This is a genomic window from Paenibacillus sp. SSG-1 (assembly GCF_002224835.1).
Lineage (GTDB): Bacteria > Bacillota > Bacilli > Paenibacillales > Paenibacillaceae > Paenibacillus_AQ > Paenibacillus_AQ favisporus.
This window is the reverse complement of sequence record NZ_MBRK01000001.1, coordinates 1,502,262-1,528,260: the sequence shown is the minus strand read 5'-3', so window position 1 is coordinate 1,528,260 and position 25,999 is coordinate 1,502,262. Positions and strand designations below refer to the sequence as shown.

The 25,999-nt window shown below is 54.0% G+C and carries 25 protein-coding genes and 1 other annotated feature; of the genes, 1 reads left to right on the top strand and 24 read right to left on the bottom strand.

Going from position 1 to position 25,999, the window contains the following annotated elements:
- Nucleotides 1-62: 62 nt before the first annotated feature.
- From BCV73_RS07170 to BCV73_RS07135, 8 genes are all read right to left on the bottom strand, one after another.
- Nucleotides 63-545 carry a hypothetical protein gene (locus BCV73_RS07170; protein ID WP_089546588.1) on the bottom strand — a complete coding sequence of 161 codons (483 nt, stop codon included), beginning with the start codon at nt 543-545 and terminating at the stop codon, nt 63-65.
- Between the two features lie 162 nt (nt 546-707).
- Nucleotides 708-1,418 carry a hypothetical protein gene (locus BCV73_RS07165; protein WP_089546587.1) on the bottom strand — a complete coding sequence of 237 codons (711 nt, stop codon included), beginning with the start codon at nt 1,416-1,418 and terminating at the stop codon, nt 708-710.
- Nucleotides 1,415-2,368: an ABC transporter ATP-binding protein gene (locus tag BCV73_RS07160; RefSeq protein WP_089546586.1), complete on the bottom strand. Its 954-nt coding sequence runs from the start codon at nt 2,366-2,368 to the stop codon at nt 1,415-1,417. Before BCV73_RS07160 ends, BCV73_RS07165 begins: the two co-directional genes overlap by 4 nt.
- A 29-nt stretch (nt 2,369-2,397) precedes the next feature.
- Entirely contained in the window at nt 2,398-4,098 is a 1,701-nt protein-coding gene (gene argS, locus BCV73_RS07155; protein WP_089546585.1) for an arginine--tRNA ligase, read from the bottom strand.
- A 59-nt stretch (nt 4,099-4,157) separates the two neighbouring features.
- Nucleotides 4,158-4,408 (bottom strand) — a binding site (T-box leader).
- Nucleotides 4,409-4,490: 82 nt separating this feature from the next.
- The gene (locus BCV73_RS07150; RefSeq protein WP_089546584.1) at nt 4,491-4,889 is read right to left on the bottom strand and encodes a PqqD family protein; all 399 of its coding nucleotides are present in this window, start codon (nt 4,887-4,889) and stop codon (nt 4,491-4,493) included.
- A gap of 4 nt (nt 4,890-4,893) precedes the next feature.
- The gene (locus tag BCV73_RS07145; RefSeq protein WP_089546583.1) at nt 4,894-6,807 is read right to left on the bottom strand and encodes an OPT family oligopeptide transporter; all 1,914 of its coding nucleotides are present in this window, start codon (nt 6,805-6,807) and stop codon (nt 4,894-4,896) included.
- Nucleotides 6,808-6,974: 167 nt separating this feature from the next.
- Nucleotides 6,975-7,313, bottom strand: coding sequence for a four-helix bundle copper-binding protein (locus tag BCV73_RS07140; protein WP_076169531.1), 339 nt, complete (start codon nt 7,311-7,313; stop codon nt 6,975-6,977).
- A gap of 77 nt (nt 7,314-7,390) precedes the next feature.
- Complete coding sequence (locus BCV73_RS07135; protein WP_089546582.1) at nt 7,391-8,500, bottom strand: CobW family GTP-binding protein; 1,110 nt, start codon at nt 8,498-8,500, stop codon at nt 7,391-7,393.
- 211 nt (nt 8,501-8,711) lie between these two features.
- Between BCV73_RS07135 and BCV73_RS07130 the strand changes: the two genes are divergently transcribed.
- On the top strand, nt 8,712-9,233 hold the full coding sequence (locus tag BCV73_RS07130; RefSeq protein WP_089546581.1) for a MogA/MoaB family molybdenum cofactor biosynthesis protein: 522 nt from the start codon (nt 8,712-8,714) through the stop codon (nt 9,231-9,233).
- A gap of 77 nt (nt 9,234-9,310) precedes the next feature.
- On the opposite strand, the gene BCV73_RS07125 is transcribed toward BCV73_RS07130, so the two are convergent.
- From BCV73_RS07125 to BCV73_RS07050, 16 genes are all read right to left on the bottom strand, one after another.
- A complete protein-coding gene (locus BCV73_RS07125; protein WP_089546580.1) occupies nt 9,311-9,820 on the bottom strand; it encodes a hypothetical protein in 510 nt (169 codons plus the stop codon).
- A 99-nt stretch (nt 9,821-9,919) separates the two neighbouring features.
- Complete coding sequence (locus BCV73_RS07120) at nt 9,920-10,930, bottom strand: acrylyl-CoA reductase family protein (RefSeq protein ID WP_089546579.1); 1,011 nt, start codon at nt 10,928-10,930, stop codon at nt 9,920-9,922.
- A gap of 389 nt (nt 10,931-11,319) precedes the next feature.
- Nucleotides 11,320-12,771 (bottom strand): nicotinate phosphoribosyltransferase, encoded by a 1,452-nt coding sequence (locus BCV73_RS07115; protein ID WP_089546578.1) that lies wholly within the window; start codon nt 12,769-12,771, stop codon nt 11,320-11,322.
- Nucleotides 12,772-12,836: 65 nt separating this feature from the next.
- On the bottom strand, nt 12,837-13,385 hold the full coding sequence (locus BCV73_RS07110) for a cysteine hydrolase family protein (RefSeq protein WP_089546577.1): 549 nt from the start codon (nt 13,383-13,385) through the stop codon (nt 12,837-12,839).
- A 14-nt stretch (nt 13,386-13,399) separates the two neighbouring features.
- A complete protein-coding gene (locus BCV73_RS07105) occupies nt 13,400-14,152 on the bottom strand; it encodes an NUDIX hydrolase (protein WP_076169533.1) in 753 nt (250 codons plus the stop codon).
- A 193-nt stretch (nt 14,153-14,345) separates the two neighbouring features.
- Nucleotides 14,346-14,762, bottom strand: coding sequence for a PaaI family thioesterase (locus tag BCV73_RS07100; protein WP_343219883.1), 417 nt, complete (start codon nt 14,760-14,762; stop codon nt 14,346-14,348).
- A 304-nt stretch (nt 14,763-15,066) separates the two neighbouring features.
- The gene (locus BCV73_RS07095) at nt 15,067-15,510 is read right to left on the bottom strand and encodes a YlbF/YmcA family competence regulator (RefSeq protein ID WP_076167971.1); all 444 of its coding nucleotides are present in this window, start codon (nt 15,508-15,510) and stop codon (nt 15,067-15,069) included.
- Between the two features lie 32 nt (nt 15,511-15,542).
- Nucleotides 15,543-17,105 (bottom strand): tRNA (N6-isopentenyl adenosine(37)-C2)-methylthiotransferase MiaB, encoded by a 1,563-nt coding sequence (miaB, locus tag BCV73_RS07090; RefSeq protein WP_076167973.1) that lies wholly within the window; start codon nt 17,103-17,105, stop codon nt 15,543-15,545.
- A gap of 231 nt (nt 17,106-17,336) precedes the next feature.
- Nucleotides 17,337-17,909 carry a phosphate propanoyltransferase gene (gene pduL, locus BCV73_RS07085; protein WP_076167976.1) on the bottom strand — a complete coding sequence of 191 codons (573 nt, stop codon included), beginning with the start codon at nt 17,907-17,909 and terminating at the stop codon, nt 17,337-17,339.
- A gap of 185 nt (nt 17,910-18,094) precedes the next feature.
- On the bottom strand, nt 18,095-19,090 hold the full coding sequence (locus BCV73_RS07080; RefSeq protein ID WP_089546576.1) for a dipeptidase: 996 nt from the start codon (nt 19,088-19,090) through the stop codon (nt 18,095-18,097).
- A 162-nt stretch (nt 19,091-19,252) separates the two neighbouring features.
- Nucleotides 19,253-19,513 (bottom strand): stage V sporulation protein S, encoded by a 261-nt coding sequence (locus BCV73_RS07075; RefSeq protein ID WP_006286829.1) that lies wholly within the window; start codon nt 19,511-19,513, stop codon nt 19,253-19,255.
- Between the two features lie 131 nt (nt 19,514-19,644).
- Nucleotides 19,645-20,439, bottom strand: a complete 795-nt coding sequence (locus BCV73_RS07070) for a TIGR00282 family metallophosphoesterase (protein ID WP_089550131.1) — start codon at nt 20,437-20,439, stop codon at nt 19,645-19,647.
- 70 nt (nt 20,440-20,509) lie between these two features.
- Nucleotides 20,510-22,051 (bottom strand): ribonuclease Y, encoded by a 1,542-nt coding sequence (gene rny / locus BCV73_RS07065; RefSeq protein WP_076167981.1) that lies wholly within the window; start codon nt 22,049-22,051, stop codon nt 20,510-20,512.
- A gap of 326 nt (nt 22,052-22,377) precedes the next feature.
- The gene (locus BCV73_RS07060) at nt 22,378-23,154 is read right to left on the bottom strand and encodes a regulatory protein RecX (RefSeq protein ID WP_089546575.1); all 777 of its coding nucleotides are present in this window, start codon (nt 23,152-23,154) and stop codon (nt 22,378-22,380) included.
- A gap of 159 nt (nt 23,155-23,313) precedes the next feature.
- A complete protein-coding gene (gene recA, locus BCV73_RS07055; protein WP_076167984.1) occupies nt 23,314-24,375 on the bottom strand; it encodes a recombinase RecA in 1,062 nt (353 codons plus the stop codon).
- A 332-nt stretch (nt 24,376-24,707) separates the two neighbouring features.
- Entirely contained in the window at nt 24,708-25,994 is a 1,287-nt protein-coding gene (locus tag BCV73_RS07050; protein ID WP_089546574.1) for a competence/damage-inducible protein A, read from the bottom strand.
- Nucleotides 25,995-25,999 lie beyond the last annotated feature (5 nt).

The following is a 25,999-nucleotide window of genomic DNA, read 5'->3' as shown; positions in this document are numbered from 1 at the left end:
CGGGGAACCTCCCGCAAATGTTTCAATATGCCCGTAGGCCGGAATGCCTATTTTATGACGAGTCAGTGCGGATTGGAAACTCCCGGCTGATCATTCTCCAGCCCCAGCTTGACATATAATTCATTCGTATACCCCTGCAGCTTCTGCTCGAGCTCCTGGGCTTGATCCCGAAAAGCGGTCAGCTCGCTGATCATCCGTGCGCGCCCGTTCGGCGTGAACGTCTCCTTGATCCGTTCCTTGAAATAATCGTGAACGATATAATTCCGCTGCTTCCATACCTCTTTTAATAGAAGCGTCTCTTCTTCCGTAAAAGGAAAGTGATGCCGGATTTCGTTGACGAGCTGGCCCAGGGAACTGCTGAGCTTGCGGCGGTACAGCTCGGTCAGTTCCTCTTCGGAGGGAACCTCCCCCTTCGACAGCTTCATCAGCATCAGCAGATTGGTCAGCTGCTGCTCCAATGCCTGCGAATAGTATACGGCCAAGCCGAAATACGCGAACAGTTCCTTCGATTGCTGCTCGATACCTTGTAGACCGACTGATTTCATGCTTTTCCTCCTGACTCCTGCTGCCGAGGTTCAACCTCTTATGTAAAAATTCCTGATCGGACAGACCTATCTCCATGTTACCGTGCTTACGGCCCAATCACAACCCGGGGGTAGAAGGAAATCAACGGTTCCAATGTTCTGAGAAAAGCCCAATGTATCAGCCTATGTTCTGGCATCACGGTATGCGGAGAATATCCAATAGGCTGCGGCCAGAGCAAAAGCATACAGGTACGTATACCCGATTACTCCCCATACGCCTATAAGAAGAGCGGTATCACTTCGCATCAGGGTGTCGATCATTTCAGCCACCGGAGGGAAGGCCCAGCGGATCCAGGATAACCCTTCGGGCAGCTTGGCCGCAATCTGCCTCGCCCCAATCGATAAAATGACGATGATCAGCAGAATCGCCGTCGCGCGGCTGATATTGCGGATGTAAGCGGCTTGAAAGAAATAGCTGACGCCTGCGCCCAGCATGCCCAATGCCAAATGCCCGGAAGAAGCGATAAGCCACTGCCGTGCGCTGACCGTTTCGGCGAACATGTTCATCACCACAGGATACAGCAGGAAAAAGGCGCTTAAAAAGACGATGACGGCGAGCAGAGCCAGCATTTGGCTTGCGGCATATTTTCGCATGCTCCCTGCGTGAATCACGCTGAGCTGTTCCAATACGGCGCCCGCATGATTCAGGAAGCTGAATGACAACCATGCCCCGCCGACAAACAGAAATGCGGAAGTGACCGCATAGCTGTCCATCACCGGGTTCGGCTTGTAGGAGTACAAAAGCATCATCGCAATCAGCATGCTCCCCACAGGAGCAAAGTATCGGTAAGACCGGATGTAACTGGCAAGTAAAAAAGTAGCGAGACGGATCATAGCGCTCCTCCTTCTGAGGCAGCCGCCGCAGTTTTGAGCAGCTCGCCTAGATCCACTTCGGACGGTTCGTGCTGCGAAACAGATACGATATGACCGCCGCCGTTAAGGATCCGCTGCAGCACATGATCGCTTAAGTCCGTTCTTACATGAATCACGGATTCCGCCCCCTCTTTTACCCAAGCCACTTCCCTATCGCCGGTCCCCTCTAAAGACTGGCGGACGCGCAGCGGATCACCATGAAAAAGAATCGTCGCATACCGGACCGTTTCTATGCGGAACCCGCGTTCCTCCTTCACGATCTTTCCGTTCTCAAGCAGTACGATGCGATCGGCTATTTGGTTGATCAGCTCCGGCTCATGGACGGACATGACCATCGCGGTCCCCATCCCCTTGATGTCCATCAGCAGGCGGACCACCTCTTTCTGCGAGGGGGTGTCGATCCCGGACAAAGGCTCATCCAGCAGCAGAAGCCTTGGCTTCCCCATCACCGCCTGAACCAGATTGATCTTCTGCAGCATGCCTTTCGAAAAATGGCTCATTCGAACATCCCTGTACGAATCCATCCCCAGTCGCTTGAGCCATTCGGATATTTCCGACTGGACGGTCCGCTTGTCCATCCCTCGCGTAATGCCCATGCTCATCAAAAACTCGCCCGGCGTAAACGGCAGCGCCGGAAACTTCTCGGCGACAAGTCCAATCGTGGGGCTTCGGACGTCCTCCACCCGCCGTCTTCCCTCGGTAGGACGGGATAATCCGGCCAGCAAGCGCAGCAGCGTGCTTTTGCCCGAGCCGTTTTTCCCGACCAGCGCCGTGCACTCCCCTTTGGCGATCTCGAGTGTCATATGCTCAATCACTACCCGGCGGTCGTAGCGTTTGCTGACATCCTCCAGCCGGAGGATGATCTCCGCCGGCGTGTTCCGCCGGCCGGTTCCTTGCTGATGTACAGCCAACCAACTCTCCTCCCGTTCAACAAATGGCGTCACATCCGCTGCGGCGTTTTTAATCCGAGCAGATGCATCGTTCTCGCTAATGAAGCGCCCGTCAGCTCCGTCAGCTTCAGTCTCGTTTCCCTCAGGCTGCTGTCATCGGTGACAATCCGTTCCTTGTTGTAAAAATGGTTGAACGCTTGAGCTACATCCAGCGCATACCGCGCCATCACCGACGGCTCGTTGTTCTGGATACCGCGCTTCAGCTGGTCCGGGAAGCGGGTCAGCAGCTTCAGCAGCTCCCATCCGGAATCTCCGAGCTGGCCGTTTACCGCTTGGTCAGGCCCGGCCGTGCCACTCTCTGGTTCCCCGGCCGCGCGTCCTTTGGACAGCACGCTTTGGGTACGCGCATACGTGTACTGAAGATACGGCCCTGTCTCCCCGTCGAAATTCAGCGCTTCCTCCAGGGAAAAATCCACTTCGTTCAGGCGGTTGTTTTTCAAATCCCCGAAAATAATCGCCCCGATGCCGACCGCCTCCGCGACCTCCTCCTTATGTTCGAGGCTGCTGTTTTTCTCTTCGATGATTTGCAATGCCCGGGCAACCGCCTCATCCAGCACTTCCTCAAGATAAACGATCTTGCCGCGGCGGGTCGACATTTTCTTTCCTTCAAAGCGCATCAGGCCGAACGGCACATGCTCACATTGATCCACCCAGTCTGCTCCCATGCGGCGCAGCACGGCAAATACCTGCTGGAAGTGCAGCCTCTGCTCGCCGCCCACGACATACAGCAGCTTGTCGCCTTTCAAGACATCGTGCCGGTAAAGGGCGGTTGCCAGGTCACGCGTCGGGTAGATGGTCGTTCCGTCCGTTTTGATGATCAGGCAAGGCGGTATCCCCTCTTCATCCAGGCGCACGACCAGCGCACCCTCGCTCTCTTCGAGCAGATGCTGGTCGCGCAGCTGATCCACGACGGCATCCATTTTGTCGTTGTAAAAGCTTTCCCCGAGCGTATAGTCGAAGCTGACGCCCAAGCGGTCGTACATCCGCTGAAACTCCTTCAAGCTGACGTCCACGAAATATTTCCAGAGCCGGTAAGCTTCATCGTCACCGGACTCCAGCTTCCGGAACCAGTCCCTGGCCTCCGGCTCCAGCGTCTCATCATGGGGTGCTTCCTCATGAAACTGAACGTAAAGCTTCAGCGATTCTTTGATCGGATTGGCCGCAATGGCTTCATCGTTCCCCCAGCGTTTGTATGCGGCGATTTGCTTGCCGAACTGCGTGCCCCAGTCTCCCAGATGGTTGATGCTGGCCACGTCGTACCCCGCCAGTTTGTACATATTGTACAGGGCGGCACCGATCATGGTGGAGCGCAGATGCCCGATGCCCATCGGCTTCGCGATGTTCGGCGAGGACATGTCGATGAGCACTTTTTCTCCTTTTCCCAGGTTCGACCTGTGATCCGACACTGTTAACTCGTCCATGATTTGCTGCTCGTAGTGCTTCCGGTCCAGCCTGAAGTTGACATAAGGGCCGGCGGCCTCCGCCTGTATTCCGTTTCGCCCGTCAAATTGGGCTGCCAGCTCTTTGGCGATGTCCGCAGGCGATTTTTTAAACGTTTTGGCCAGCGTAAAGCATGGGAAAGCGACATCCCCCATCTGCGGCTGCGGCGGGATTTCCAGCAGGTCTACCATTTGATGCTTCGTCCACGGCACATGCGGCTCGAGAGCCGACGCGATCCATTCCTGTAACATAACAATCATCCTTTCCATATCGTGACGCCTATCAAAAATTAAAAAGCCCCCGTCTCTAATATAGAGACGAGAGCTGAATTCCCGCGGTACCACTCTAAGTAAACGGCCCATGCGCCAGCACGGCATCCGTTTCCCTTGAAGCCTGTAACGGCGGCTAACCGGACCTCTCTACTCCGCACCCATCTTGCGGTTATCGTTCAAAAGGCCGTCTCCCGGGTGCGCTTCATGAAGACGCGGCATACCGGCTTCCACCATCCCCGGCTCGCTTGATGCCCTGACGCTTCACTACTCTCCCGTTCCATGACGTTCAATTTTCAATAGTATACACGGAGGACAGCAAAGAAAGCAACACCCCAATTTCCTGCTGCAGGATTGCCTGTTCATGTTACCTCTTATGCATCCTGTGCCCGTTGGCAGGAATCACCGGGTCGGCATTCGGCCAAATCGTTCATTTCCAGCAGCTCGATAAACTTGGCCAGCCTTGGCAGCAGCGGCTCCGCCTGCTCGCCGAACCGGGCATGGAGCTTGCCTGCGATATCCGCCACCGAGTGGGAACCGTCGCAGCAGGCGGCCACTTCACTGCCCAGCGCATCCAGCCGGATTTGGACGATCGCCGGCTGTTTCAGCCATTTGACCGACTGGCGGGCCAGCCACCCCTCCCGCGGCACGGACAACGTCACGATCCCTTCGCTCTTCTCCCACTTCACCTTCGAATGCAGCACCGGAACCAAGTCCAGCAAGTTGATCGGTATTTCCGCGGCGTCCTTCCGCTTTTTCCGGTAGACCAGCATATTGCTACACCTCCCGCTTCGTCACGACGGACTCTTTCTTTTGCCGGAGAGAGATCCAGGCCAGCATCACGACGACAAGCAGGAAAACGACCAGCGGAAGCACATTGCTGGAGACCAGAACGTCTCCAGGAATCGGAACGCCGAGCCAGATCAGGATCGCAATGATCACCCCGATCAGCGATTCGCCGGCGATCAGGCCCGAAGCCAGCAGCGTCCCCGTTTCCACCCTGGCTTTGAGCAATCCGGCGTCCTTCCGTGATCGCCATTCCACAAACCAGCGAACGATACCGCCGACCATGATCGGGGTGCTGACATGAATCGGCAGGTAGATGCCGACCGCTACGGTCAGCGAGTTGAGACCCAAGAACTCGAACACAACCGCCGAAGCCGCACCGATAAAGATCAGCTCCCACGGCAAATTGTTCGACATGATCCCCTCCACGATCAGCCGCATCAAAACGGCCTTTGGCGCAGGGAGCTGCTCCGATCCGAGTCCGTAGCTTTCGTTCAGTACGGATAGAATGAAGCCGATCACCAGGCCGGATACGAGTACGCCGATCATCATGGCCACCTGCTGCTTCCAAGGCGTCCCGCCCACCAGGTAACCTGTTTTCAAATCCTGGGAAATGTCCCCGGCCACAGCCAACGCGACGCAGACGATCGCTCCAACCGTCAGTGCGGCGATCATTCCGCCCATGCCTGATAACCCGGTCATTTTAAAAATAAACGTTACGATGAGCAGCGTCGCAATCGTCATGCCGGACACGGGTGAAGAGGAGCTCCCCACCAGGCCAACAATCCGGGAAGCGACCGTTACGAACAAAAAGCCGAAAATGGCGATGGCGATCGCGCCAATGATCCCCACGTCGGTCAGCGGGGCAAACGCGATGATAATGACGAGAAGCGCAATCATGATCGTCACCCAAAAGCCGGGAATATCAAACTGGGTGCGGTCAAGCGTTACCTTCTGTTCGTTTCGTTTGCTCAAGCCGGACAAAGTCGCCGCCAGCGAACTGAACAGCATGGGCAGGGTTTTGACCAGCGTAATCAATCCCCCTGCCGCCACTGCGCCCGCGCCAATGTAGCGGATGTAGCCTTCCCAGATGCCCCAGGCGTCCAGCTGCGGGATCGGTGCTTCGGCCGGTGACAGCACAGCCTGCGCGCCTCCGCCGAAAAAGCCGATCATCGGAATCATCACGAGCCAGGCCATGATCCCGCCGGCAAGCATCTGCCCCGAAATCGCCGGACCGATAATGTAGCCTACGCCAAGCAGCGCAGGGTATGTATCCATGCCGATGACCGCGTTTTTAAACCGGTAAATGCCGGTTTCGATCTCGGTCTTGAACCACTTGAAGCCATCACCCAGCGCTTTCACCAGCCCGCCGGCGATAAATCCGTACAGCACCATTTTTGCGCTCTTGCCCCCGGTTTCTCCCGATATGAGCACCTCGGCACAGGCGGTGCCTTCCGGGTAAGGCAGCGTCTGATGCTCGTTGACGATCAGCAGCCGGCGCAGCGGAATCATCATCGCGACGCCCAAAAATCCCCCGACGAGCACGATGAAGCTGACGGTTCCGATGCCCGGGACTTGATTCCACATGTACAGGGCGGGCAGGGTAAAGATCGCCCCGGCTGCCACCGCCTCGCCCGCTGTTGTCATCGTTTGCACGATATTGTTTTCCAGAATCGATTTTCGTTTAAACAATCCTCGCAGGACACCGAGCGATATGACGGCGGCTGGAATGGATGCGCTGACCGTCAGCCCGATTTTAAGTCCCAGGTAGGCGTTGGCAGCCGCAAATACAACCGCCAGGATGATGCCCAGAATGACGGCCAGCACCGTAAGTTCCGGCAGTGTTCTGGATGCAGGTATGTAGGGGATGAAACTTGAAGATTCCTTGGTCTTTTGCTTGTCCATGTTGTTCTCCCTTCTGCCGATACAGGTTGTAGTAACCATCCATATGTTACCCGGATCCATGGAAAAACAATCGCATAGACGGATGTGGAACCCTGAAACGAAAAAAGCCTGACCGCCGGGTCATCCCCCGGCAATCAGGCAGTCGTTCAATGCTGTATAATGATCGGTCAGGCCGCGACGAGCATTTGCCGGCAGGCTTCGGCGCAGCGGCGGCAGGCCTCGGCGCATGCTTGGCAGTGATCGTGCTCGTGCTTGCTGCATTCTTCGGCGCACGCTTCGCAGGCCGTGATGCACAGCTCGCAGATCTGCGTCACAAACGGGCTGTGGCGAAGCATCGATTGCGCCGCCAAATCGCAAATATCCGCGCATTCCCGGTCCAGACGGATGCATTCACGCAGCATGGCGAGCTCATATTCCTTCAGACTGGACACATAACACACATTACAGGCATTCATGCACTGCAAACAGGCTTCGATACAATCCTTGTACTGTTGTTCCTGATTCATCATGATCGATCTACCTCCCGTGATTGATTGCTCTGCACATCTATTAACCGTTTGGGAGGCGTTATAACCAGGAAAATTCAGTCTGTCTCCCGCAGCCCGCTTTGTTCGAGGCTGAGCAGAGCCTGTTCGAGCTCACTCCGCGAAAAGTGCTCGCCGATGAAAACCGCAACATCCGGAACATTTCCCTGCGGGGGGATTTTCATAAAATCGGACTCCCGGAAGGCATATTGGAATAGGAAGCGGCTGGCCGTATCGCTGAAGGTCAGTACACCTTTGGCCCGGTACACGTCCCGCGGAAGATTGGCGATCAACCGTTCAAAGGCCATGCTCTCAACGGGACCTTTAAAATAATGGGTGTAAACCATAACATGATCATGCGATTCATGGGCATGTGATTCATGGTCGTGCGATTTCTGGCCATGATGCGGGTGGTGCAAAGGTTGCGATTCCCCGCCATGATCCGAAGCTGATTCACCGTGCGGTTCGACGTTCTGCTCCCTGCCATTTTGCGGGAAGAGCTCTTCCGAAGCCTGCTTGCTCTCATTGTCCGCCGCGCCAGTCCAGTCTGCCTTGACTCCTCCCAGAGCATCAAGCAGCGCCGGGATGTCCACCCGGCACCGGACCGCCTTCCACACTCCAGCGTATCCGTTCCACCGTTCAACAATGCTTTGCAGCTGGCCTTCCTCCTCTTCTGTGACCCTGTCCATTTTGTTCAGGATCAATGCCGATGCACAGCGGATCTGTTCCTGCATGAGCCGGTAGGTTTTGCCCTTCTGAACGTTGTAAAGCTCCAGCAAGTGAGCGGAGTCCACGACCGTCATGATGCCCCTCAGGTCGATCGGCAAATAGAGAGCTGCCTCGGACACCCCCTCCAAAATTTCCATCGGATTGGCGATGCCCGTCGCTTCGACCACGATGACATCCGGTGCCTCGCGCTGGATCAGGCCCGCGATTTCCCCGCTCAAGTCCCCGCGGATCGAGCAGCAGATGCAGCCGCTCAGCATTTCCGTCATCGGGACCTGCTCCTGCACCTGCAGCCCGTCAAGGTTCACGTCACCAACCTCGTTCATGATGACGGCCGGCAGCAATCCCTCGCCTTGCCAATGGTCTATCAGCTGCTGCAGTAATGTCGTTTTTCCGCTACCGAGAAATCCGGACAATATGTAAATTGGCGTCGTTTTGCTCATATGATATCTCCTCCGTTATCCTTCCTTGCATGACTAGCACAGTGTACTACAGCACCCAGCACTGCCGCAAGGCACTCCGTTCCCCTCCCCTGCCACCCCTACAGCTTACCACTGCTCAGATCACTGCCGTTGTCACCTTCAGCTTGCAAGGCATTCTGGAAAAGACTATCCTAGTGAAATAGCGAGAAAAGATCGTAGGAGTTGATAACGTATGAACATGAAGTCAGTGGACGAGCATCGAAGCCAGGCACCCGAGACCGTGTCCTGCATGGTCGTGACCGTCTCGGATACCCGTACCAAAGAAACCGATACCGGCGGGCAGCTGATGATCTCCCTGCTGGAGAAAGCGGGCTACCGGATTGCCGATTATACCATCGTGGCGGACGATTACGAGGGAATCCGCGAGCTGGTGCACGCAGCGTCAGCGCGTCCGGATGTCGAGGCTCTGCTGCTCACCGGGGGAACCGGCATTTCGCCGAGAGACACGACGTACGAGGCGGTCTCTTCCCTGCTGGACAAGGAAATGCCCGGCTTTGGAGAAATATTCCGGTACCTGAGTTATACGGAGGATATCGGGGCGGCAGCGATTCTGAGCCGGGCCATCGCCGGTACGGTCGGTAAGACCGCCGTCTTTTCCATGCCGGGGTCCAGAGGGGCCGTCAAGCTGGCGTTGGACAAGATCATCGTGCCGGAGCTCCGGCATGTCATGCGGGAAATTTACAAGAAGGAATAGACTGCGGGTAAACGAAACGCAAACACAAAAATGCCGGACTCATCGCAGATGAGCCGGCATTTCGTTTTTTCCCTGAATTATTTCATCCGCTCGATCAGGGAATTAAACACCTTTTTCACTTCCGGGTCGTATTTGCCCTTCTCTTTGCCGGAGGACGTGTAAATCAGCGAAGCGGTAGAATAGTTATAGATGACCGTCCGGGACCGCGGCGTATCGATCAATTTTTGGTCACCGTACCAGTTATGAATCCGCTCGATCCGCTCCGCTTCGTTTGAAAAGACATGCAGCGTAATATACTGCAGCGGATTGCCGGCGATCATGTACATATAACTGATATTGCCTCTTCCATCCTCCGCGTACATCTCATGGGTCAGAGGGACCCCTTCATGCCCGAACTGAATTTGCATCTCCTTCAGAAACTTGCCGTTCAGCCCTTTGCCTTGGGATTGCGCCCGAAGGTTTCCCTCCGAATAAGACTGCATATTATATAGTTTGGTCTCTTTTTTGACGACTTCATGCGAATCGCATCCGGCCATGGCGGCTGTAACCAGCATACCGGCCAGAACTCCCGCTACCCGTTTCTTCATGATGGTTCATCCCTTCCAGATTCCTGTTGCCGATTGTAGCGGCACTAAGCTGATATAGGGTTAGAATGCCATCAAAGCATACGGTTTATGCAGCACGGTTCACTCGGACAAAGATTCCAAGCGGAGCAGCGTCCGCCCCACAGCTTTCCCGCGCAGAATAGCCTCCAGGACGTCCGGAAGGTCGCGCAATCCGCATTCGGTTAATCCCTGGGACAAAGCCATCTCTGGCTTCCACGCCGATCCGAGCAGCTTCCAGACCCGGCTCCGGGTTTCCATCGGACAGAAGACGGAATCGATCCCGAACAGGTTGATACCGCGCAGGATAAAAGGATGAACCGTACTGTCGAACGCCGTTCCTCCGGTCAATCCGGAAAGGGCAATGCCGCCGCCGTATTTCACGCTTTTCAGCAGCGTCCCCAGCTGTGGACCCCCGACAGGGTCGACCACGCCGGCCCAGCGGCTCTTGGACAGCACGCCTTGAACCGGGGCGGAAATCTCTTCCCTCCCGACTACGGCGCTCGCTCCGAGCCCGGTGAGCCATTCCTTCTGGGCTTCCAGCTTGCCTGTGCTGGCAGTCACTTGATATCCGAGCCGCGACAATATGCTGACGGCAAAGCTGCCGACACCGCCCGTCGCTCCGGTCACCAGCACCTCCCCGCTGTCCGGCGTGAGGCCGCTCCGGATCAACGCGTCCACCGATAAGGCGGCGGTAAACCCGGCCGTCCCGATTCCCATAACCTCACGCATGCTGAGTCCCTCCGGAAGGTGTACGAGCCAATCACCTTTCAGGCGGGCGTATTCGCTGAATCCTCCAAAGTGGTCGGTCCCTACACCGTACCCCGTGCACAGCACCTGGTCCCCGGGCCTAAACGCCGGGTGCTCCGAATGCGTGACTTCGCCAGCCAGGTCAATGCCCGGCACCATCGGATACCTGGAGACGACCTTCCCATCAGGCAAGCTTGCCAATCCGTCCTTGTAATTCACCCCCGAATAATGAACGCGGATCGTTACATCCCCCGGCGGCAGCTGACCCTCGGTCAGCGTTTCGATCCCGCTCCGGAATCCGCCATTCTCGTCTTTTCGGACCATAAAAGCCTGAAACTTATCCATTTGCGTCGTCCCTCCTTAAGATTGTCCATATTATACCTCTCAGCAGAGACTCTTTCAAAATATAAGGACGCAACCCGATGCCCTGTCCTCCCAGTATCAAATAGTTCATGGCATGAAATGTTGGGAGCTTGGCATGGTCAAGCCAGTCATCAACCTATCGCGTGATAGACAACTGTCGAATAATCGGGAAGTGCATCGGAGTATGCCTGATTGTGCGCTTTCCCGAGAAATAATGCCCTGCTTCCCACCTTAAATTTCCGCACGAGAAGAACCCGTCTCGATATTATTATTGGTTAAGCGGTAAGACTGACGGTCTCCAGATACTAATACAGTCTAATATATAAAAAAAGGGGCGACCCTTGGTCCCCCCTCATCGGCTCGTTCCGCAGCTACTCATCCTGCTGCATATATTCGGCCACCATCTTCTGCTTCAAGTCCCATACTTTCTCGCTGATATTGATGCGGTAAATTTCCGGGTTCAGCTTGCGTAAGTATTCCGGCCAAAATAAATCCATCTGCTCCCGGTGGTATTCCCGGATTTCATCCAGTGACGGCAGTTTGTACACCAGCAGGCCGTTCTCGAACACCGGTGTGAGCATTTCAATCGCATCATAGTTTTTTACGTATTTCTGCAAGTACGGATGCTGCGGATTAAACAGCTTCAGACGGAGGCCGTCATGCGGCTTCTCCTCGCCAGGGAAGGCGATGTAATCCGCCGTTGCTTTCCCGCTGACCCGGTCCACGATCCGGTAGACGTCCTTTTTGCCCGGCGTCGATACTTTTTCGGGATTGCCCGATATTTTGATCGTCGGAACCATCTCGCCTTTAATCTCGCGCTCCACCAGCTTATATACACCGCCCAACGCCGGTTGGTCGGCTGCCGTGATCAGCTGGGTGCCTACGCCCCACGTATCGATCCGCGCCCCCTGCGCCTTCAGGTTAAAAATGGTGTTCTCGTCGAGGTCATTTGAGGCCACGATCTTCACATAGTTCAATCCAGCCAGATCGAGCATCTCGCGCGCTTTGATCGACAGGTACGCCAAGTCACCGCTGTCCAGGCGGATGGCGTTCATCTTCTTGCCCATTGCCTCCAGCTTCTTGGCCGTTTCGATCGCATGCGGCACACCGCTCTTGAGCGTGTCGTACGTGTCCACGAGGAGCGTCACTTGATCCGGCATAACCTTGGCATAGACGTCGAACGCCGCCTGTTCGCTTTCGAAGGTCTGCACCCATGAATGGGCGTGCGTTCCTTTTGTCGGGATGCCGAACTTCTCTCCAGCGAGCATATTGGAGGTTGCGTGAAAACCGGCCACATAAGCGGCCCGTGCCCCCCATACCGCCGCATCGGCTTCCTGCGCACGGCGCGTGCCGAATTCGAGCAAAATATCGTCGCCGGCGACCTGCTTAATCCGTGACGCCTTCGTGGCAATCAGCGTCTGGAAGTTCATGAAATTGAGCAGCGCCGTTTCCACCAGCTGGGCTTCCATAATGGTGCCTTCCACGCGGACCAACGGTTCGTTCGGAAAGACGAGCGCGCCTTCCTTCATCGAGTGCAGTGTGCCGCAAAACCGGAACTGCTTTAATTCCTCCAAAAACGCCGAATCGTAATTCTCTTCCTGCTCGGATAAATATTTAATATCCTCATCGGTAAACCGGAGATTGGCTATGTAATGCACGATACGCTCCAGGCCGGCAAAAACCGCATACCCGTTTCCGAAGGGAAGCTTGCGGAAGTAAGCCTCGAACACCGCTTTCTGCCGGTGCGAGCCGTTCACCCAATGCGCGTACATCATGTTGATTTGGTATTTATCCGTGTGTAAGGCCAGACCCATCGTCTGCATCCCGAGTTCCTCCTTGCTGATACGCCTGTCATATCAGGCAGGCCCGGTGTCCCGGGCCATCGTCTTTACTGCTCTGCTCCTTTGACAACCTGCGCACCCAAACTGTTTTTAAAATGCTGCAATGCCCACGTATGCCCATCCGGGTTGAAGCTGGCTACAGCGTCTTCGTACACCGTAATGCCGAAGCCCTTATTGTACGCCTCTACAGCGGTGTGCAGCACGCAAATATCGGTACATACCCCGATCAGATGCACTTCGGTGATGCCGCGCTCCCTCAATTTGAGTTCGAGATCCGTTCCGCAAAAAGCGCTGTACCGCGTTTTGTCCATCCAGTAAATCATATCGCGATGGTCGTTGTATACCTTCTCCAGCGGGCCGTACAGTTCTCTTCCCCGCGTGCCGCGAAGGTTGTGGGGAGGAAACAGCTTCGTCTCCGGATGATGAGGATCGTCCTTCTCATGCAGATCCACAGCCATGACGACCCAGTCGCCGCGATCGATGAAGTCTTTAGTGATGGCGGCTACCGCCGGTGCGATATCCACCGCAGGCTGGCCTACAGGCAGGCTTCCGTCGACAAAATCATTCGTAAAATCGATAACGATCAGTGCTTTCATCTACCTTCACTCCCTTAGGTATAAATGGACAGCAGCGGTACGTAATCGGTGAACCGGTACAGTTGTGCCGGTCGCTGGGAATACTGGTTGGAGCTTAGCGGCTTTCCGTTCTCGTCGCGTACTTCTTCGAGGATCCCCTGCCGGCTGCGCGTAGACGTAATTTTACGGATAAAATTCGGCTCGCTGAATTCCGGAACGACGGTCTGGATGACCTGGTACAGCTCGCTTAACGTAAACTGCTCGGGCAAAAATTGGCGCGCAATCGTGGAATGCAGCATCTGCTGCTGAATCCGGTGGTACGCATCCTGGATGATTTCCCGGTGGTCAAAGGCCAGCTCCAGCTCGTTCAGCACCTCATCGATGCCGAACAGGCCAACCTCGCCGGCATCGTCCGCCGCCTGTCTGCTCTCCAGCATCCATTCTTCCACCAGGGCGAAGAAAGCGTTGCTGATAATCCAGCCGCGCGGGTCTCTTCCCGGCTTGCTGTATACGCCTAAATACTCGAGGTGTCCGCCGTCGACGCCGGTTTCTTCCTTGAGCTCACGCTTCGCCGCGTCGTAAATCGATTCGCTTTCCTGGCAGAATCCTCCGGGCAGCGCCCACATCCCCGCGAACGGCCACGACTTCCGGCGGATCAGCATGACCTTGAGCTCCCGGATCGGCAGCGTTTTGGTCACGGTCTTGCGCTCGCGCTTGGTCAGCGTAAACATCACGATGTCCGCGGGTACACCGTCAGGCGTGCGGTACTTCTTCGGGGAGTACCCCATCTCCTCGGCGGTCTTCTCTTTCGGTCTGCCGCTTGCTTTCTCATTTTCTGTCATCTTATCACCACATAACATCTTTTTGATACTTTCATTATGAACTATTGATAAAAAAAGTCAAGTCATTCTGTTTATGTTGTGTAAGCCGCGTTCTGTTTGTTTGGTCCTGCACAAGAAAGCAAGGATCCCCCTTAAATCGCTACTTGCGGTTTACTACCCGAAACGTAGCCGTCGCCATACAAGCCAAAGTGCCTTCACTGTCGTTAATTTTTGCTTCGGTGACGAGAGACCGGCCCGCTTCGTGCAGCACCTTGGCCGTGACCGTCAGCCTTCCGGGAACCATCGCATTCATAAAGTGTACGTTAATGTCGGTGGTAACGCAGCTGTCGATATTTTTAGCCGCCGTCGCTACCATACCCATCGCCTGGTCCATCAAGGATGTCAGCACGCCCCCATGGATGATGCCCATGGAATTGGTGTGGTGCTGCTTGGCATCGAGCGCAATGACTACTTCTTCCTTACTTGCGGATACCAGCTCGCAGCCGAGATACGCCCAGAACGAATCCTGTCCCCGGGCCACCATTTGTTCCAATGCGTTCATTGTCGTCTCCCCCATGCTGTCATTTTCGCGTACTTCCCCCAGCATCCTTTGCCGGAGGATCCGCCTTCGTTTCTCTATGTTGTCAGCGATAACTGTTTACGTTCATGTTTAACCAAATTCGTCTGCTCTATCCCACAAGTCGGCTGGATAGCCTACCGCCTGGCTTGATTCCCCCTCGTTTGCCGATGACGAAAAATAACCCCACAGCGGCGTGGGGCCTTCGCTCCGATGTTATTCTGGTACTCAGCGAAACCACGAAAGCCATGCGATCTGCATTTGAAAAAAAGGCGCGGACGTCTCGTCCGCAGCCTTGTAAAGGTTAGCCGCAGCTGGAAGGAGGCGCTTCCGTTCCCGCTTCCACGTTGACCTTTTCCGATACCGTATCATGGATGACGGAAATGACCAGCTGCAGCAAATAGTTAATATCGCTTTGGCTTTGCTGAAATTCGTTCACGAGAGGAATCGCATCGATCTCATCCTGCAGCGCTTCGATTTCTTTCTCGATTTTAGCAACCATTTCCTGATTTTGGAAGGATTCGAAGGCCACGATCTCTTTCTGCTTCTTCTTGATGGTGGCAATGAGGCTTTGTACGCGCTCATGATTGCGGATTTTCTCCTCCGCCTTCTGGAATTGCTGCACTTCTTCACTTCCGGAAATCAGTTCGGCCAGTTCCTTGGCCTTGGACATAATATCGTCGCGGATCACAAGATCCTTCGTATCATAGGACATCATGCCGTATTTATTGATATGACCCTTCTCCATCTCGGTTCAATACCCCTATTCTGTTATGGAATTTACTGAGTTATCGCTGCTTCGGCCTGCGGCACATCCACGACTTCGCCTTTGATGTACCAAGTCATCGCATCCGTAATTTTGACGTTTACGAAGCTGCCGATCAATTCCTTGCTGCCTTCAAAATGGACAAGCTTGCTGGTGCGCGTTCTTCCTGCCAGGATGGAGGCGTTGTTTTTGCTCTCGCCTTCCACCAGCACCTCGACGATCTGCCCGCGAAGATTTTCGTGGCTCTTGCGGCTGTACTCCTCAATCGTCCGGTTCAGGCGCTGCAGCCGCTCGCTCTTCACTTCCATGGACACATTGTCTTCCATGACGGCCGCTGGCGTACCTTCCCGAGGGGAATAAATAAAGGTGTACGCCGAGTCAAAGCCGACTTCGCGCACCAGGCTCAGCGTATCCTCAAACTGCTCTTCGGTTTCGCCCGGGAAGCCGACGATGATGTCGGTCGTCAGCACCAATCCTGGCACGGTTTCCTTCAGCTTGCGAACCAGCTCCAGGTAAATTTCGCGGGTGTACTTCCGGCCCATGATTTTGAGAATTTCGTTGTTGCCCGACTGCACCGGCAAATGGATATGCTCAACGAGGTTGCCCCCTTTGCCGAGGACCTCCACCAGATGATCGTCGAAGTCGCGCGGATGCGATGTTGTAAACCGGACGCGAGGGATATCGATTTTGCGGATATCGTCCATCAGGTCGGCAAACGTGTACCGGATATCGTCAAAATCCTTTCCGTAAGCGTTCACGTTCTGGCCGAGAAGGGTAACCTCCTTGAAGCCCTGGCGCGCCAAATCGCGAACCTCGGCGATCACGTCTTCCGGCCGGCGGGAGCGCTCTTTCCCCCGGGTAAACGGAACGATGCAGTATGTACAGAACTTGTCGCAGCCGTACATAATGTTCACCCACGCCCGCAGTCCTTCACGCTTCTTCGGCAGGTTCTCAATGATGTCGCCTTCCTTGGACCACACTTCCACGACCATCTCTTTGCTGAACAGCGCTTCCTTGATGAGCATCGGCAGCCGGTGAATATTGTGCGTACCGAAGATCATGTCCACGAAGCCATGCTTCTGCATAATCCGGTTGACGACGCCTTCTTCCTGAGACATACAGCCGCAAACGCCAAGCAGCATATCGGGCTTCTCCGTCTTCAGGTGCTTGAGATGGCCGAGCTCGCCGAACACTTTGTCTTCTGCATTCTCACGGATGGCGCATGTGTTCAGCAGAATGATGTCTGCTTCCTTGCGGTCTTCGGTAGCGGTGTAGCCCATCATCTCCAGCATGCCCTTGATCGTCTCGGAGTCATGCTCGTTCATCTGGCAGCCGAACGTGTATACGATATAATGCTTGCCTGCTCCAATCCCTTGAAGCTCTTCCGGCACCGCGTTCTCATACAGCACTTGAACGTCTTCCTTGCGCCGTTTCTTGCTTTGTCTATGGTTAGGCTCCGAAATAATATGAATCTCACGGCCCTTGATCCGGATCTTCTTTCCGAATTCGTCCTCTGACAGAACTTTGGCATCGGAGAAATCAAAATATTTGGAGTAATCCTTCGTTTCCTTCGCCATGCTGTTGACCACTCCTTTAATCCAGGGAACCCCTGTTAAACGACATTCTAATAAATTATAGCATGAACCTAATGGCATATCTACTGATTGCCCGGACTTCCATCTATGTATAAGCATAGCCGAATCGTTGCATCGAAAGACATCTTTCGTGCATCACGCCACTGGTTAAACAACAAAAAAACGGAGGATCGCTCCCCCGTTCTACAGGCCTGCCGGCCTGGTCAGTCGTTGTTAGTCAATGATTTCAGCCGTATCTCCGGTTTTGGCGCCAGCTGCGTTGGCCTCGTCCGTGTCGATATGCATGTCGAGCGCAAACGAATCGGATACGCGCGCAATGACGTTTTCAAACACCAGTCCGCGCTCGCCGCCGATGCGCACTTTCAGATGCTGCTTATCGGCAATGCCCCAGCCTTCCGCGTCGCTCGTGTGAAAATGGATATGACGAGCAGCAACGATCACGCCCTTTTCCAGTTCGATCTCACCTTGCGGACCTTTTACCTTGATGCCTGGGGTTCCTTCAATATTTCCGGACTCACGGACCGGAGCTTTTACGCCGATGGCGAAAGAATCCGTACGGGAAATTTCCAGCTGGCTTGCCGAACGGGCAGGCCCTAAAATTCTAACCTTATCAAATTGACCCTTCGGACCGATAACGGCCACCGTTTCATTGGCGGCGAATTGTCCGGGTTGGGATAGCGGTTTAAATTCGGTCAGCTGATAGCCTTGACCAAACAAAGCTTCAATATGTTCTTGGGTAAGATGGATATGTCGTGCGGACACGCCTACAGGTACAGTTTTACTCACGTGGATCACTCCTTAAATTTTCTCTATGTTCTGTACAGGCCAGACTCATTATACATCCTTTTACCCAAAAAAGAAAAAGACGTCACCGCTTTCATTCCAACTTTCATGCATTTCCTGCCATTCTGCTACAAGATTGTCAAAATGTCTGCTCCGTATTGCCAAAACATGGTTTAATTCCACTCGAATCAAACCGGTTTAGCCGGAAGATGCCTGCTCAGAAAAGAGAGCGCATTGCCCGACATCCATCCTTTGACCAGATCCTCCGGATAGCGGGTAAGCAGCAGATCGATAAACGCCGGATAGCGTCCGGGATGCTCCAGATCCTGAATCCATGTTTCGATCCCGTCAAAATCGGAGCCGAACATGAGCATGTTCCCCGCTCCCTGCTCGCACATCCGCTCAATATGGGGAAGAACATCTGCAGGAACGACCGGCCCTGGACCTTCTTTTACAAAATACGGCACAAACGTAATTCCAATGCGCCCGTCCATCGCGGCGATCGCCCGAATCTGCTCATCGTTCAAATTACGGGGATGCGGGCACACCATCTTTGCATTGGAGTGGGAAGCGATAAACGGCCGTTTCGATCGTTCGGCCAGCTCCCAAAACCCGGCCTCCGATAAATGGGATACGTCCAGCAGCAAACCGGTTTCGTTGCACAGCTCAATGAGCTGTTTCCCTTTTTCGGTAAAGCCTCCCTTGCGCTTCTCCATCACGCCGTCGGCGGCCCAGTTCGCATGGTTCCACGTAATCCCAAGGAACCTCACGCCCAGATCATAGCACACTTTGACATAAAACAAGTTTCCCTCGAATCCGTCGGCGCCCTCCACGGACAGAAGCCCCCACGGCTGAAGGGCGTGGCTTTGAGGCGGGTGCTGCTCCGCCGCCTTTACGGCATGCTCCAGCGAGGCTGCGTCTTCTCTCCATTTCATCCACCGGACGCCTTCCTGCACGGGAACGACGCGGGAGGTAAACACGTCGATCTGATCCAATATATGCTCAAAGCGGGGAATCCCCCGTTCCTCAGACAAAAAGATGGCGAAGGTTTGCAGCGCCACTCCTCCTTCCAGCAGACGCTTGTAGGTCACATCCAGCATCGGATCGTCCACAAAGGAGATGCTTTTATCCTTCACCATTTTACTTAATACATCACAATGATAATCCACCACCGGAATTGTCATGCTTATGCCTCTCCTTTCCGCGGTACGCAAGCAAAAAAACCTGTCTATCCCATATAAACTGAATCAAAGTCCGGGTACTCACCGAGCACCTCTAATCAGGCTTCATTCAGCTTATATCAATAAACAGGTTTCATCAAATGATGGCATATCCTGCCATTTCCCTTATCTGGGCTCTACGATCAGCTTGATCGCCGTTCGGTCTTCCCCGTCAATAACGATATCCGTAAAGGCTGGAATACAAATCAAGTCTACTCCGCTGGGTGCTACAAATCCCCGGGCAATGGCTACCGCTTTAATCGCTTGATTGAGTGCGCCTGCTCCGATGGCTTGCAGTTCAGCCGCCCCGCGTTCACGAAGCACGCCTGCCAGAGCACCGGCAACAGAATTTGGATTGGACTTTGCTGAAACTTTTAATACTTCCATGGTAAGTACCTCCCCTGGGAATGATGATAAGCTTCCACATACTAGATGTTATTCGGGAGTCCGGAAATAATTCCTTCTTTCTGACAATTTTTCAGCCATAAATCCGCCAATAGTCTCAGAGGAAAACTCGGTCAATCCATGATCCAATCGTCCTCGAGAATCCGAATTTTTTCCATTTTCAGCGCCTTGCCGGTTGCATCGTCCAGCTGGACAAATACGCCGTGGAAGTGCCATTTTCCGTTGTCGACCTGGAACCGGACCGGCAGCTGTGTTTTGAATTTGCGGAGTACCGCATCGCGTTCCATGCCTAAAATGCCTTCTCTAGGACCGACCATGCCGGCATCCGTGAGATAGGCCGTTCCGTTCGGTAAAATAGTATCATCATTGCTCTGCACGTGGGTATGTGTTCCTACGACGATCGAAGCACGGCCGTCCAGATGCCAGCCCATGGCGATTTTCTCGGATGTGGCTTCGGCATGGAAATCAACAAGAATGTGCTTGTGCTTCTTGCGGAGCTGGTCGACAATATCGTCGCTGGCCCGAAACGGGCAGTCAATGGCCGGCAGAAACGTACGTCCCTGCAAATTCACGATGGCCAGTTCTTTGCCGTTCGCTTTAATGATCGTATGTCCCAATCCCGGCGTCCCCGGCGGAAAATTGGCCGGTCTTACCATACGCGGCTCGTCGTCGATAAAGTCAAAAATCTCCTTGTTATCCCACGTATGGTTGCCCAGCGTAATCCCATGGACACCCCAATCGAAAAAGTCTTTGGCAATCGACTGCGTGATCCCTCTGCCGGAAGCGGCATTTTCGCCGTTCGCAATGATGATATGAGGGTTATACTTCGTTTTTAACGACGGCAGTGTCGCTTTAAGCGCCTTTCTGCCTACACTGCCCACGATATCTCCAATAAATAATACGTTAATGTTGGTCTCCCCCTTAAGATGAACAAATATGAAAAGTGGCCCCCAAAGCGGCCACTTTTCATCATTTACATTATTTCGCGTATTCAACCGCGCGAGTCTCGCGGATGACCGTCACTTTGATATGCCCCGGATAGTCCAGTTCATTCTCAATCGTCTTCGTAATATCCCGAGCCAGGCGGAATGCTTCGGCATCATCGATCTTCTCAGGCTGTACCATGACGCGGACCTCGCGTCCTGCCTGAATCGCGAACGATTTCTCGACGCCTTCGAACGATTCGGAGATTTCCTCCAGCTTCTCCAAACGCTTGATATACGTTTCGAGCGTTTCGCGGCGCGCTCCCGGTCTTGCAGCTGACAAAGCGTCGGCTGCGCCAACCAGCATCGCGATGACCGAAGTTGCCTCTACATCGCCATGGTGGGATGCGATACTGTTGATAACCACCGGATGTTCTTTGTATTTCTTGGCCAGCTCCACGCCGATTTCAACATGTGAGCCTTCCACTTCATGATCCAGCGCTTTACCGATGTCGTGCAGCAAGCCTGCACGCTTGGCCAATACGATATCCTCGCCGAGCTCTCCGGCCATCAGACCGGACAGATAAGCCACTTCCATGGAATGCTTCAGGACGTTCTGACCATAGCTGGTGCGGAATTTGAGCCGTCCCAAAATTTTGATCAAATCCGGATGCAGACCATGTACTCCCACTTCGAATGTCGCTTGTTCGCCATACTCGCGAATCCGCTCATCAACCTCTTTACGGGATTTCTCCACCATCTCTTCAATCCGAGCGGGATGAATGCGTCCGTCTGCCACCAATTTCTCCAAAGCGGTCCGGGCAATTTCCCGGCGGATCGGATCAAATCCCGACAAAATTACAGCTTCAGGCGTATCATCAATAATGAGGTCAATACCGGTCAGAGTTTCCAGTGCACGGATGTTCCGGCCTTCACGCCCGATAATCCGTCCCTTCATCTCCTCATTCGGCAGCGTCACCACAGATACGGTGGTCTCCGCCACATGATCTGCAGCGCAGCGCTGGATGGCGAGCGTTACGATTTCACGGGATTTCTTGTCAGCTTCTTCTTTCGCCTGCTGCTCAATATCTTTAATCATTTGAGCGGTTTCATGGCGAACTTCCTGCTCTACATTGCTCAAAATAATGCTTCGTGCGTCTTCCATGGTCAAACTGGAAATGCGTTCCAGCTCCGTGACCTGGCTTTTGTAAATCAAATCGATCTGCTGTTGAGTTTCTTCGATGCGTTTCTCCTTGTTGGCCACTTGCTCTTCTTTACGTTCAAGCGATTCAATTTTTTTATCCAGCGACTCTTCTTTTTGCAACAATCGTCTTTCCTGCCGTTGAATTTCATTTCGACGCTCACGAGTGTCTTTTTCAGCTTCGGTCCGGATTCTGTGTACTTCGTCTTTAGCCTCCAGTACCGTTTCCTTCTTCAGTGCTTCTGCTTCCTTACGCGCGTTTTCCACGATCTGTACAGCAGCTTCTTCAGCACTAGAAATTTTAGCCTCTGCAAGAGATTTGCGAATAAAATATCCAATCACGAACCCCAAGAACAATGCGGCAACAACGAGAACGACCCATAGCCATATAGGCATTCAGTTCACCTCCTCGTTGGTTCCTCCAAGGTATTCCTTGGGATCTTCTACAGTTGTCCATTCATTTCAATTCATCATACGTACTTCAATCATTTTCCATCTGCACAACTTCCCCATGGGAAGGTTGTACAAAACCCGTGCTACCCTAGAGGCGGGATAAGGCGGGGGTAGTTCATATGAATTGGAGAGAAATTAGAATCTTTCATTAAAAAACCTTTTTTTGGAAGGAAAAAAGATCTTTTTACAGGAATAGATTCATCTTCATTTTAGTATTTGTGAAAAGATATTGTCAAGAGAGGGCATTTCATATTGTGTCAACTTCTTCCTCAGTCGAATGAAAAATATTCCTCTTCATCCTCGGGATAAGCATCCTCCTTGAGCAGCTGATTAATGACCTTTCGGACCAGCTCTCCGGAGTATCCCCGCCTCATCAAATAAGCCCCCGTTTTGCGCTTGCGATCGGCGGCTTCGCCCTTCGTCTGGTTCCATTTCTTTCGGCCGGCTGCCAGGGCTGCCTCAAATTCCTGATCGGAACTGACTTCAGCCAGCGCCTCGGATATAATCGACTTATCGACGCCTTTCTGCTGAAGCTCCTGCCTGATCCAGGCCTTGCCTTTGCGGTGGTTCCTGATTCGCTGCTGCGCCCACTGCCTGGCATAGCTTTCGTCGTCCACCAGCCTTTCTTCCACCAGCCGGTTCAGCGCATACTCAATCGATCCCGTTTCGATGCCTTTCTGCCGCAGTTTCATTTCAATTTCCTTGCGTGTCCGTGGCTTCCGCTCCAGCGCCTTTAAGCCTTCGACATAAGCCTGCTGCCGCTCGTCCGCTACGACGATTTCCTCCAGTTCCTGCTTCGTAAAGGCGTTCCCCTTGACCATCCGGTACTTCACGAGGACGTCTTCGTGGACGGAAAGGGTGTAGGGTCCGAACGATATCAAATAACGCCCTCTCGGCTTGGCCAGACGCTCTACCTCCGTGATCAAAAGGGTTTCATCGTCCGGGAACCCGGCCAGTCCTTCATGAATTCCCTGTTCTTCATGGATTTCCTGCTCTTCATGAATCCCTTGCCCTTCCTGATGTTCATGGCTATTTCCTTTTCGCATCTCTCTCACATCCCATCACGTGTTCAATGTAAGTCGTATAACTGAACCGCATTCTTAACGTACTCTCTATATGAGAAAAGACGCCCAGTGACAGGTCATCACGGAGCGTCCTCATTATAGTCTCAATTCATTCACGGAATACGATTTCAAACGATAACCCTATTCCAGCTCTAACAATTCCTGTTCTTCGCGTTCCTCGGCCGCTGCTTCCTCTGCGGTCGGCGCGCTCACCGTCGTCGTCAAATTGCTTGCCTCACGGATCTTGTTCTCGATCGCTTCCGAAATAGGCTGATTTTCTTTCAGGAACTGCTTCGCATTCTCGCGGCCCTGACCCAAGCGCTCGCCTTCATAGGAGTACCAGGCACCGCTCTTATTGACGATATCCAATTCCGTACCGATATCGATAATGCTGCCTTCCTTGGAAATGCCTTCGCCGTACATGATGTCGATCTCCGCCTGCTTGAACGGAGGAGCCACCTTGTTCTTGACGACCTTGATCCGCGTACGGTTACCCACGACATCATTGCCCATCTTGATGCTCTCAATACGGCGTACATCCAGACGAACGGAAGAATAGAACTTCAGGGCACGGCCACCCGGAGTCGTCTCCGGATTCCCGAACATGACGCCGACTTTCTCACGAAGCTGGTTGATAAAGATCGCGATCGTCTTCGACTTCGCAATCGCACCGGACAGCTTACGCAGTGCCTGGGACATCAGACGAGCCTGCAGACCTACGTGGGAATCACCCATTTCGCCTTCGATTTCCGCTTTCGGTACGAGCGCGGCAACCGAGTCCACGACGATAATATCAACGGCGCCACTGCGTACGAGGGCTTCCGCAATTTCCAACGCCTGCTCACCGGTGTCTGGTTGAGACAGCAGCAGCTCGTCAATGTTGACGCCAAGCTTGTTGGCATACGACGGATCAAGCGCATGCTCCGCATCGATGAAAGCAGCTTGTCCACCGACCTTCTGTACTTCCGCGATGGCATGGAGGGCCACCGTCGTTTTACCGGAGGATTCCGGTCCATATACTTCAATAACGCGGCCTCTTGGAAGTCCGCCAATACCAAGTGCTATATCTAGAGCCAGGGAGCCGCTGGGAACAACTTCCACCTGCATATGTGTCGACTCACCGAGTTTCATGATCGAACCTTTACCGAATTGTTTCTCTATTTGACGAAGCGCCATTTCAAGCGCAGCACGACGATCTGACAATAAACTCACATCCTTCACCGTTTATACTATTATGATACCTTGTTTTGGAACGTTTGCCAAGCATTTTTTCGAACATACATTCGTTTTTTTTTGCCGGGCATTCTCCTCTCATCATCATGCCGCCGTACCTCAAACCAACCTCCGCAAGGAAAGCCTGCCAAATATGGGGGTCCCCGCTGGGTTTTTTTCTATGATGATCGGATGCAAGAGTCCGAACTGGAACAGGCTTCCACCCCTACTCCAACCAAAAGAAAAAGAACCGCGGCAAACTTATTTTTGCACGGTTCTTCCGTATGGTTATATTATAGCGCCTGGCTGGCGGCTGCACAACTTCAAACCTGATCCTTGGACTCCCCGGTGGCCGGATCAGCAGATACCAGTCTTTGCCACAACCGGTACAGCAGCGTTTTGACCGAGCGGACCCGGATCGTTTCGCGGTTGCCGTTCAGCTTCAGCTCAAACACTTCAGTCTTCTGCCCGCGCTGGGCGATCCCGACGTACACGAGGCCGACCGGTTTGCGTTCGGAATACCCCGGCCCCGCGACACCCGTGACGGATAAGCCGAAGTCGCTGTCCGTGATCATCCGCACGTTTTCGGCAAGCACTTCGGCCACTTCGGCGCTCACTGCTCCCGGTGCGTCGTCTCCCTCCAGCAGCGCATGCGGGACATGCAGCAGCTTCTCCTTCATTTCGTTGGAGTAGCAGACGATCCCTCCCACGAACATGGTGGCGCTGCCCGGAATGGACGTGATGCTCTCCATCAGCATGCCTCCTGTGCAGCTCTCAGCGGCGCTCAGCGTAATCCCGCGGTCCGCCATCATGTCAACGATGATCCGTTCGATTGGCACGTCCATGCTGGCGTACATATGGTCTGCGAGCCGGCTTTGAATTTGCCCCTGCATCGCATTCAGTTTCTCCATGGCTTCCTGCTCTGTAGGCGCTTTGGTGGAGATTCGTACGGTCACTTCACCCTCCTTCGCATAAGGAGCGATCGTCGGATCGGTCTGTCCGTCGATCAGGTCCAGAAGCCGATCCTCCAGCAGCGATTCGCCGATGCCGGCAAACTTGAGCATTTTGGAGTAAATCGGCATTTCGTCGGTCAGGGCATGCTGAAGGAGCCACGGCTTCGCCTGCTGGTCGAACATCGGCTTCATCTCTTTTGGAGGACCCGGCAGAACGATGTAGAAGTTACCCTCCTGGGCAAGCGCGAGTCCGACGGCCAATCCTGTTTCATTCGGCAGCGGCGTGCTGCCGTCGATGACGAGCGCCTGACGGCGGTTGTTCTCCGTCATGTTGATCCCCCGCCCTGCGAAGAATCTCTCGATTTGATCCATCGCCAGCCGGTCAATGTGCAGGGAGCGGCCGACATGCGCGGCCAGGGCATCCTTGGTCAGGTCGTCCTGGGTCGGGCCGATGCCTCCGGTCAGGATCAGGATATCCGCGCGCTGCGAAGCAAGCTCAATGGCGCCCTGAAGCCGCGAGGCGTTATCGCCGACGACCGTCTGGTAATAGACGTCTATTCCCATTGCCGCAAGCTCCTGCGACAAGTACTGCGCGTTGGTATTCACAATTTGTCCAAGCAGCAGCTCCGTACCGACTGCAATGATTTCTGCTTTCATCCTTG

Bases quoted from the DNA above. Each gene is read 5' to 3' on its own strand.
- BCV73_RS07105 (WP_076169533.1), bottom strand. From the start codon at position 14,152: ATGGGGTACTCCCCGAAGAAGTACCGCACGCCTGACGGTGTACCCGCG.
- BCV73_RS07100 (WP_343219883.1), bottom strand. From the start codon at position 14,762: ATGGGGGAGACGACAATGAACGCATTGGAACAAATGGTGGCCCGGGGA.
- BCV73_RS07120 (WP_089546579.1), bottom strand. From the start codon at position 10,930: ATGGATAAGTTTCAGGCTTTTATGGTCCGAAAAGACGAGAATGGCGGA.
- BCV73_RS07145 (WP_089546583.1), bottom strand. From the start codon at position 6,807: ATGGACAAGCAAAAGACCAAGGAATCTTCAAGTTTCATCCCCTACATA.
- BCV73_RS07170 (WP_089546588.1), bottom strand. From the start codon at position 545: ATGAAATCAGTCGGTCTACAAGGTATCGAGCAGCAATCGAAGGAACTG.
- BCV73_RS07140 (WP_076169531.1), bottom strand. From the start codon at position 7,313: ATGAATCAGGAACAACAGTACAAGGATTGTATCGAAGCCTGTTTGCAG.
- BCV73_RS07075 (WP_006286829.1), bottom strand. From the start codon at position 19,513: ATGGAAGTATTAAAAGTTTCAGCAAAGTCCAATCCAAATTCTGTTGCC.
- BCV73_RS07095 (WP_076167971.1), bottom strand. From the start codon at position 15,510: ATGGAGAAGGGTCATATCAATAAATACGGCATGATGTCCTATGATACG.
- BCV73_RS07115 (WP_089546578.1), bottom strand. From the start codon at position 12,771: ATGCAGACGATGGGTCTGGCCTTACACACGGATAAATACCAAATCAAC.
- BCV73_RS07110 (WP_089546577.1), bottom strand. From the start codon at position 13,385: ATGAAAGCACTGATCGTTATCGATTTTACGAATGATTTTGTCGACGGA.
- BCV73_RS07130 (WP_089546581.1), top strand. From the start codon at position 8,712: ATGAACATGAAGTCAGTGGACGAGCATCGAAGCCAGGCACCCGAGACC.
- BCV73_RS07080 (WP_089546576.1), bottom strand. From the start codon at position 19,090: ATGACAATTCCGGTGGTGGATTATCATTGTGATGTATTAAGTAAAATG.
- BCV73_RS07135 (WP_089546582.1), bottom strand. From the start codon at position 8,500: ATGAGCAAAACGACGCCAATTTACATATTGTCCGGATTTCTCGGTAGC.
- argS (WP_089546585.1), bottom strand. From the start codon at position 4,098: ATGTTACAGGAATGGATCGCGTCGGCTCTCGAGCCGCATGTGCCGTGG.
- rny (WP_076167981.1), bottom strand. From the start codon at position 22,051: ATGCCTATATGGCTATGGGTCGTTCTCGTTGTTGCCGCATTGTTCTTG.
- BCV73_RS07150 (WP_089546584.1), bottom strand. From the start codon at position 4,889: ATGCTGGTCTACCGGAAAAAGCGGAAGGACGCCGCGGAAATACCGATC.
- miaB (WP_076167973.1), bottom strand. From the start codon at position 17,105: ATGGCGAAGGAAACGAAGGATTACTCCAAATATTTTGATTTCTCCGAT.
- BCV73_RS07060 (WP_089546575.1), bottom strand. From the start codon at position 23,154: ATGCGAAAAGGAAATAGCCATGAACATCAGGAAGGGCAAGGGATTCAT.
- BCV73_RS07050 (WP_089546574.1), bottom strand. From the start codon at position 25,994: ATGAAAGCAGAAATCATTGCAGTCGGTACGGAGCTGCTGCTTGGACAA.
- BCV73_RS07125 (WP_089546580.1), bottom strand. From the start codon at position 9,820: ATGAAGAAACGGGTAGCGGGAGTTCTGGCCGGTATGCTGGTTACAGCC.
- BCV73_RS07165 (WP_089546587.1), bottom strand. From the start codon at position 1,418: ATGATCCGTCTCGCTACTTTTTTACTTGCCAGTTACATCCGGTCTTAC.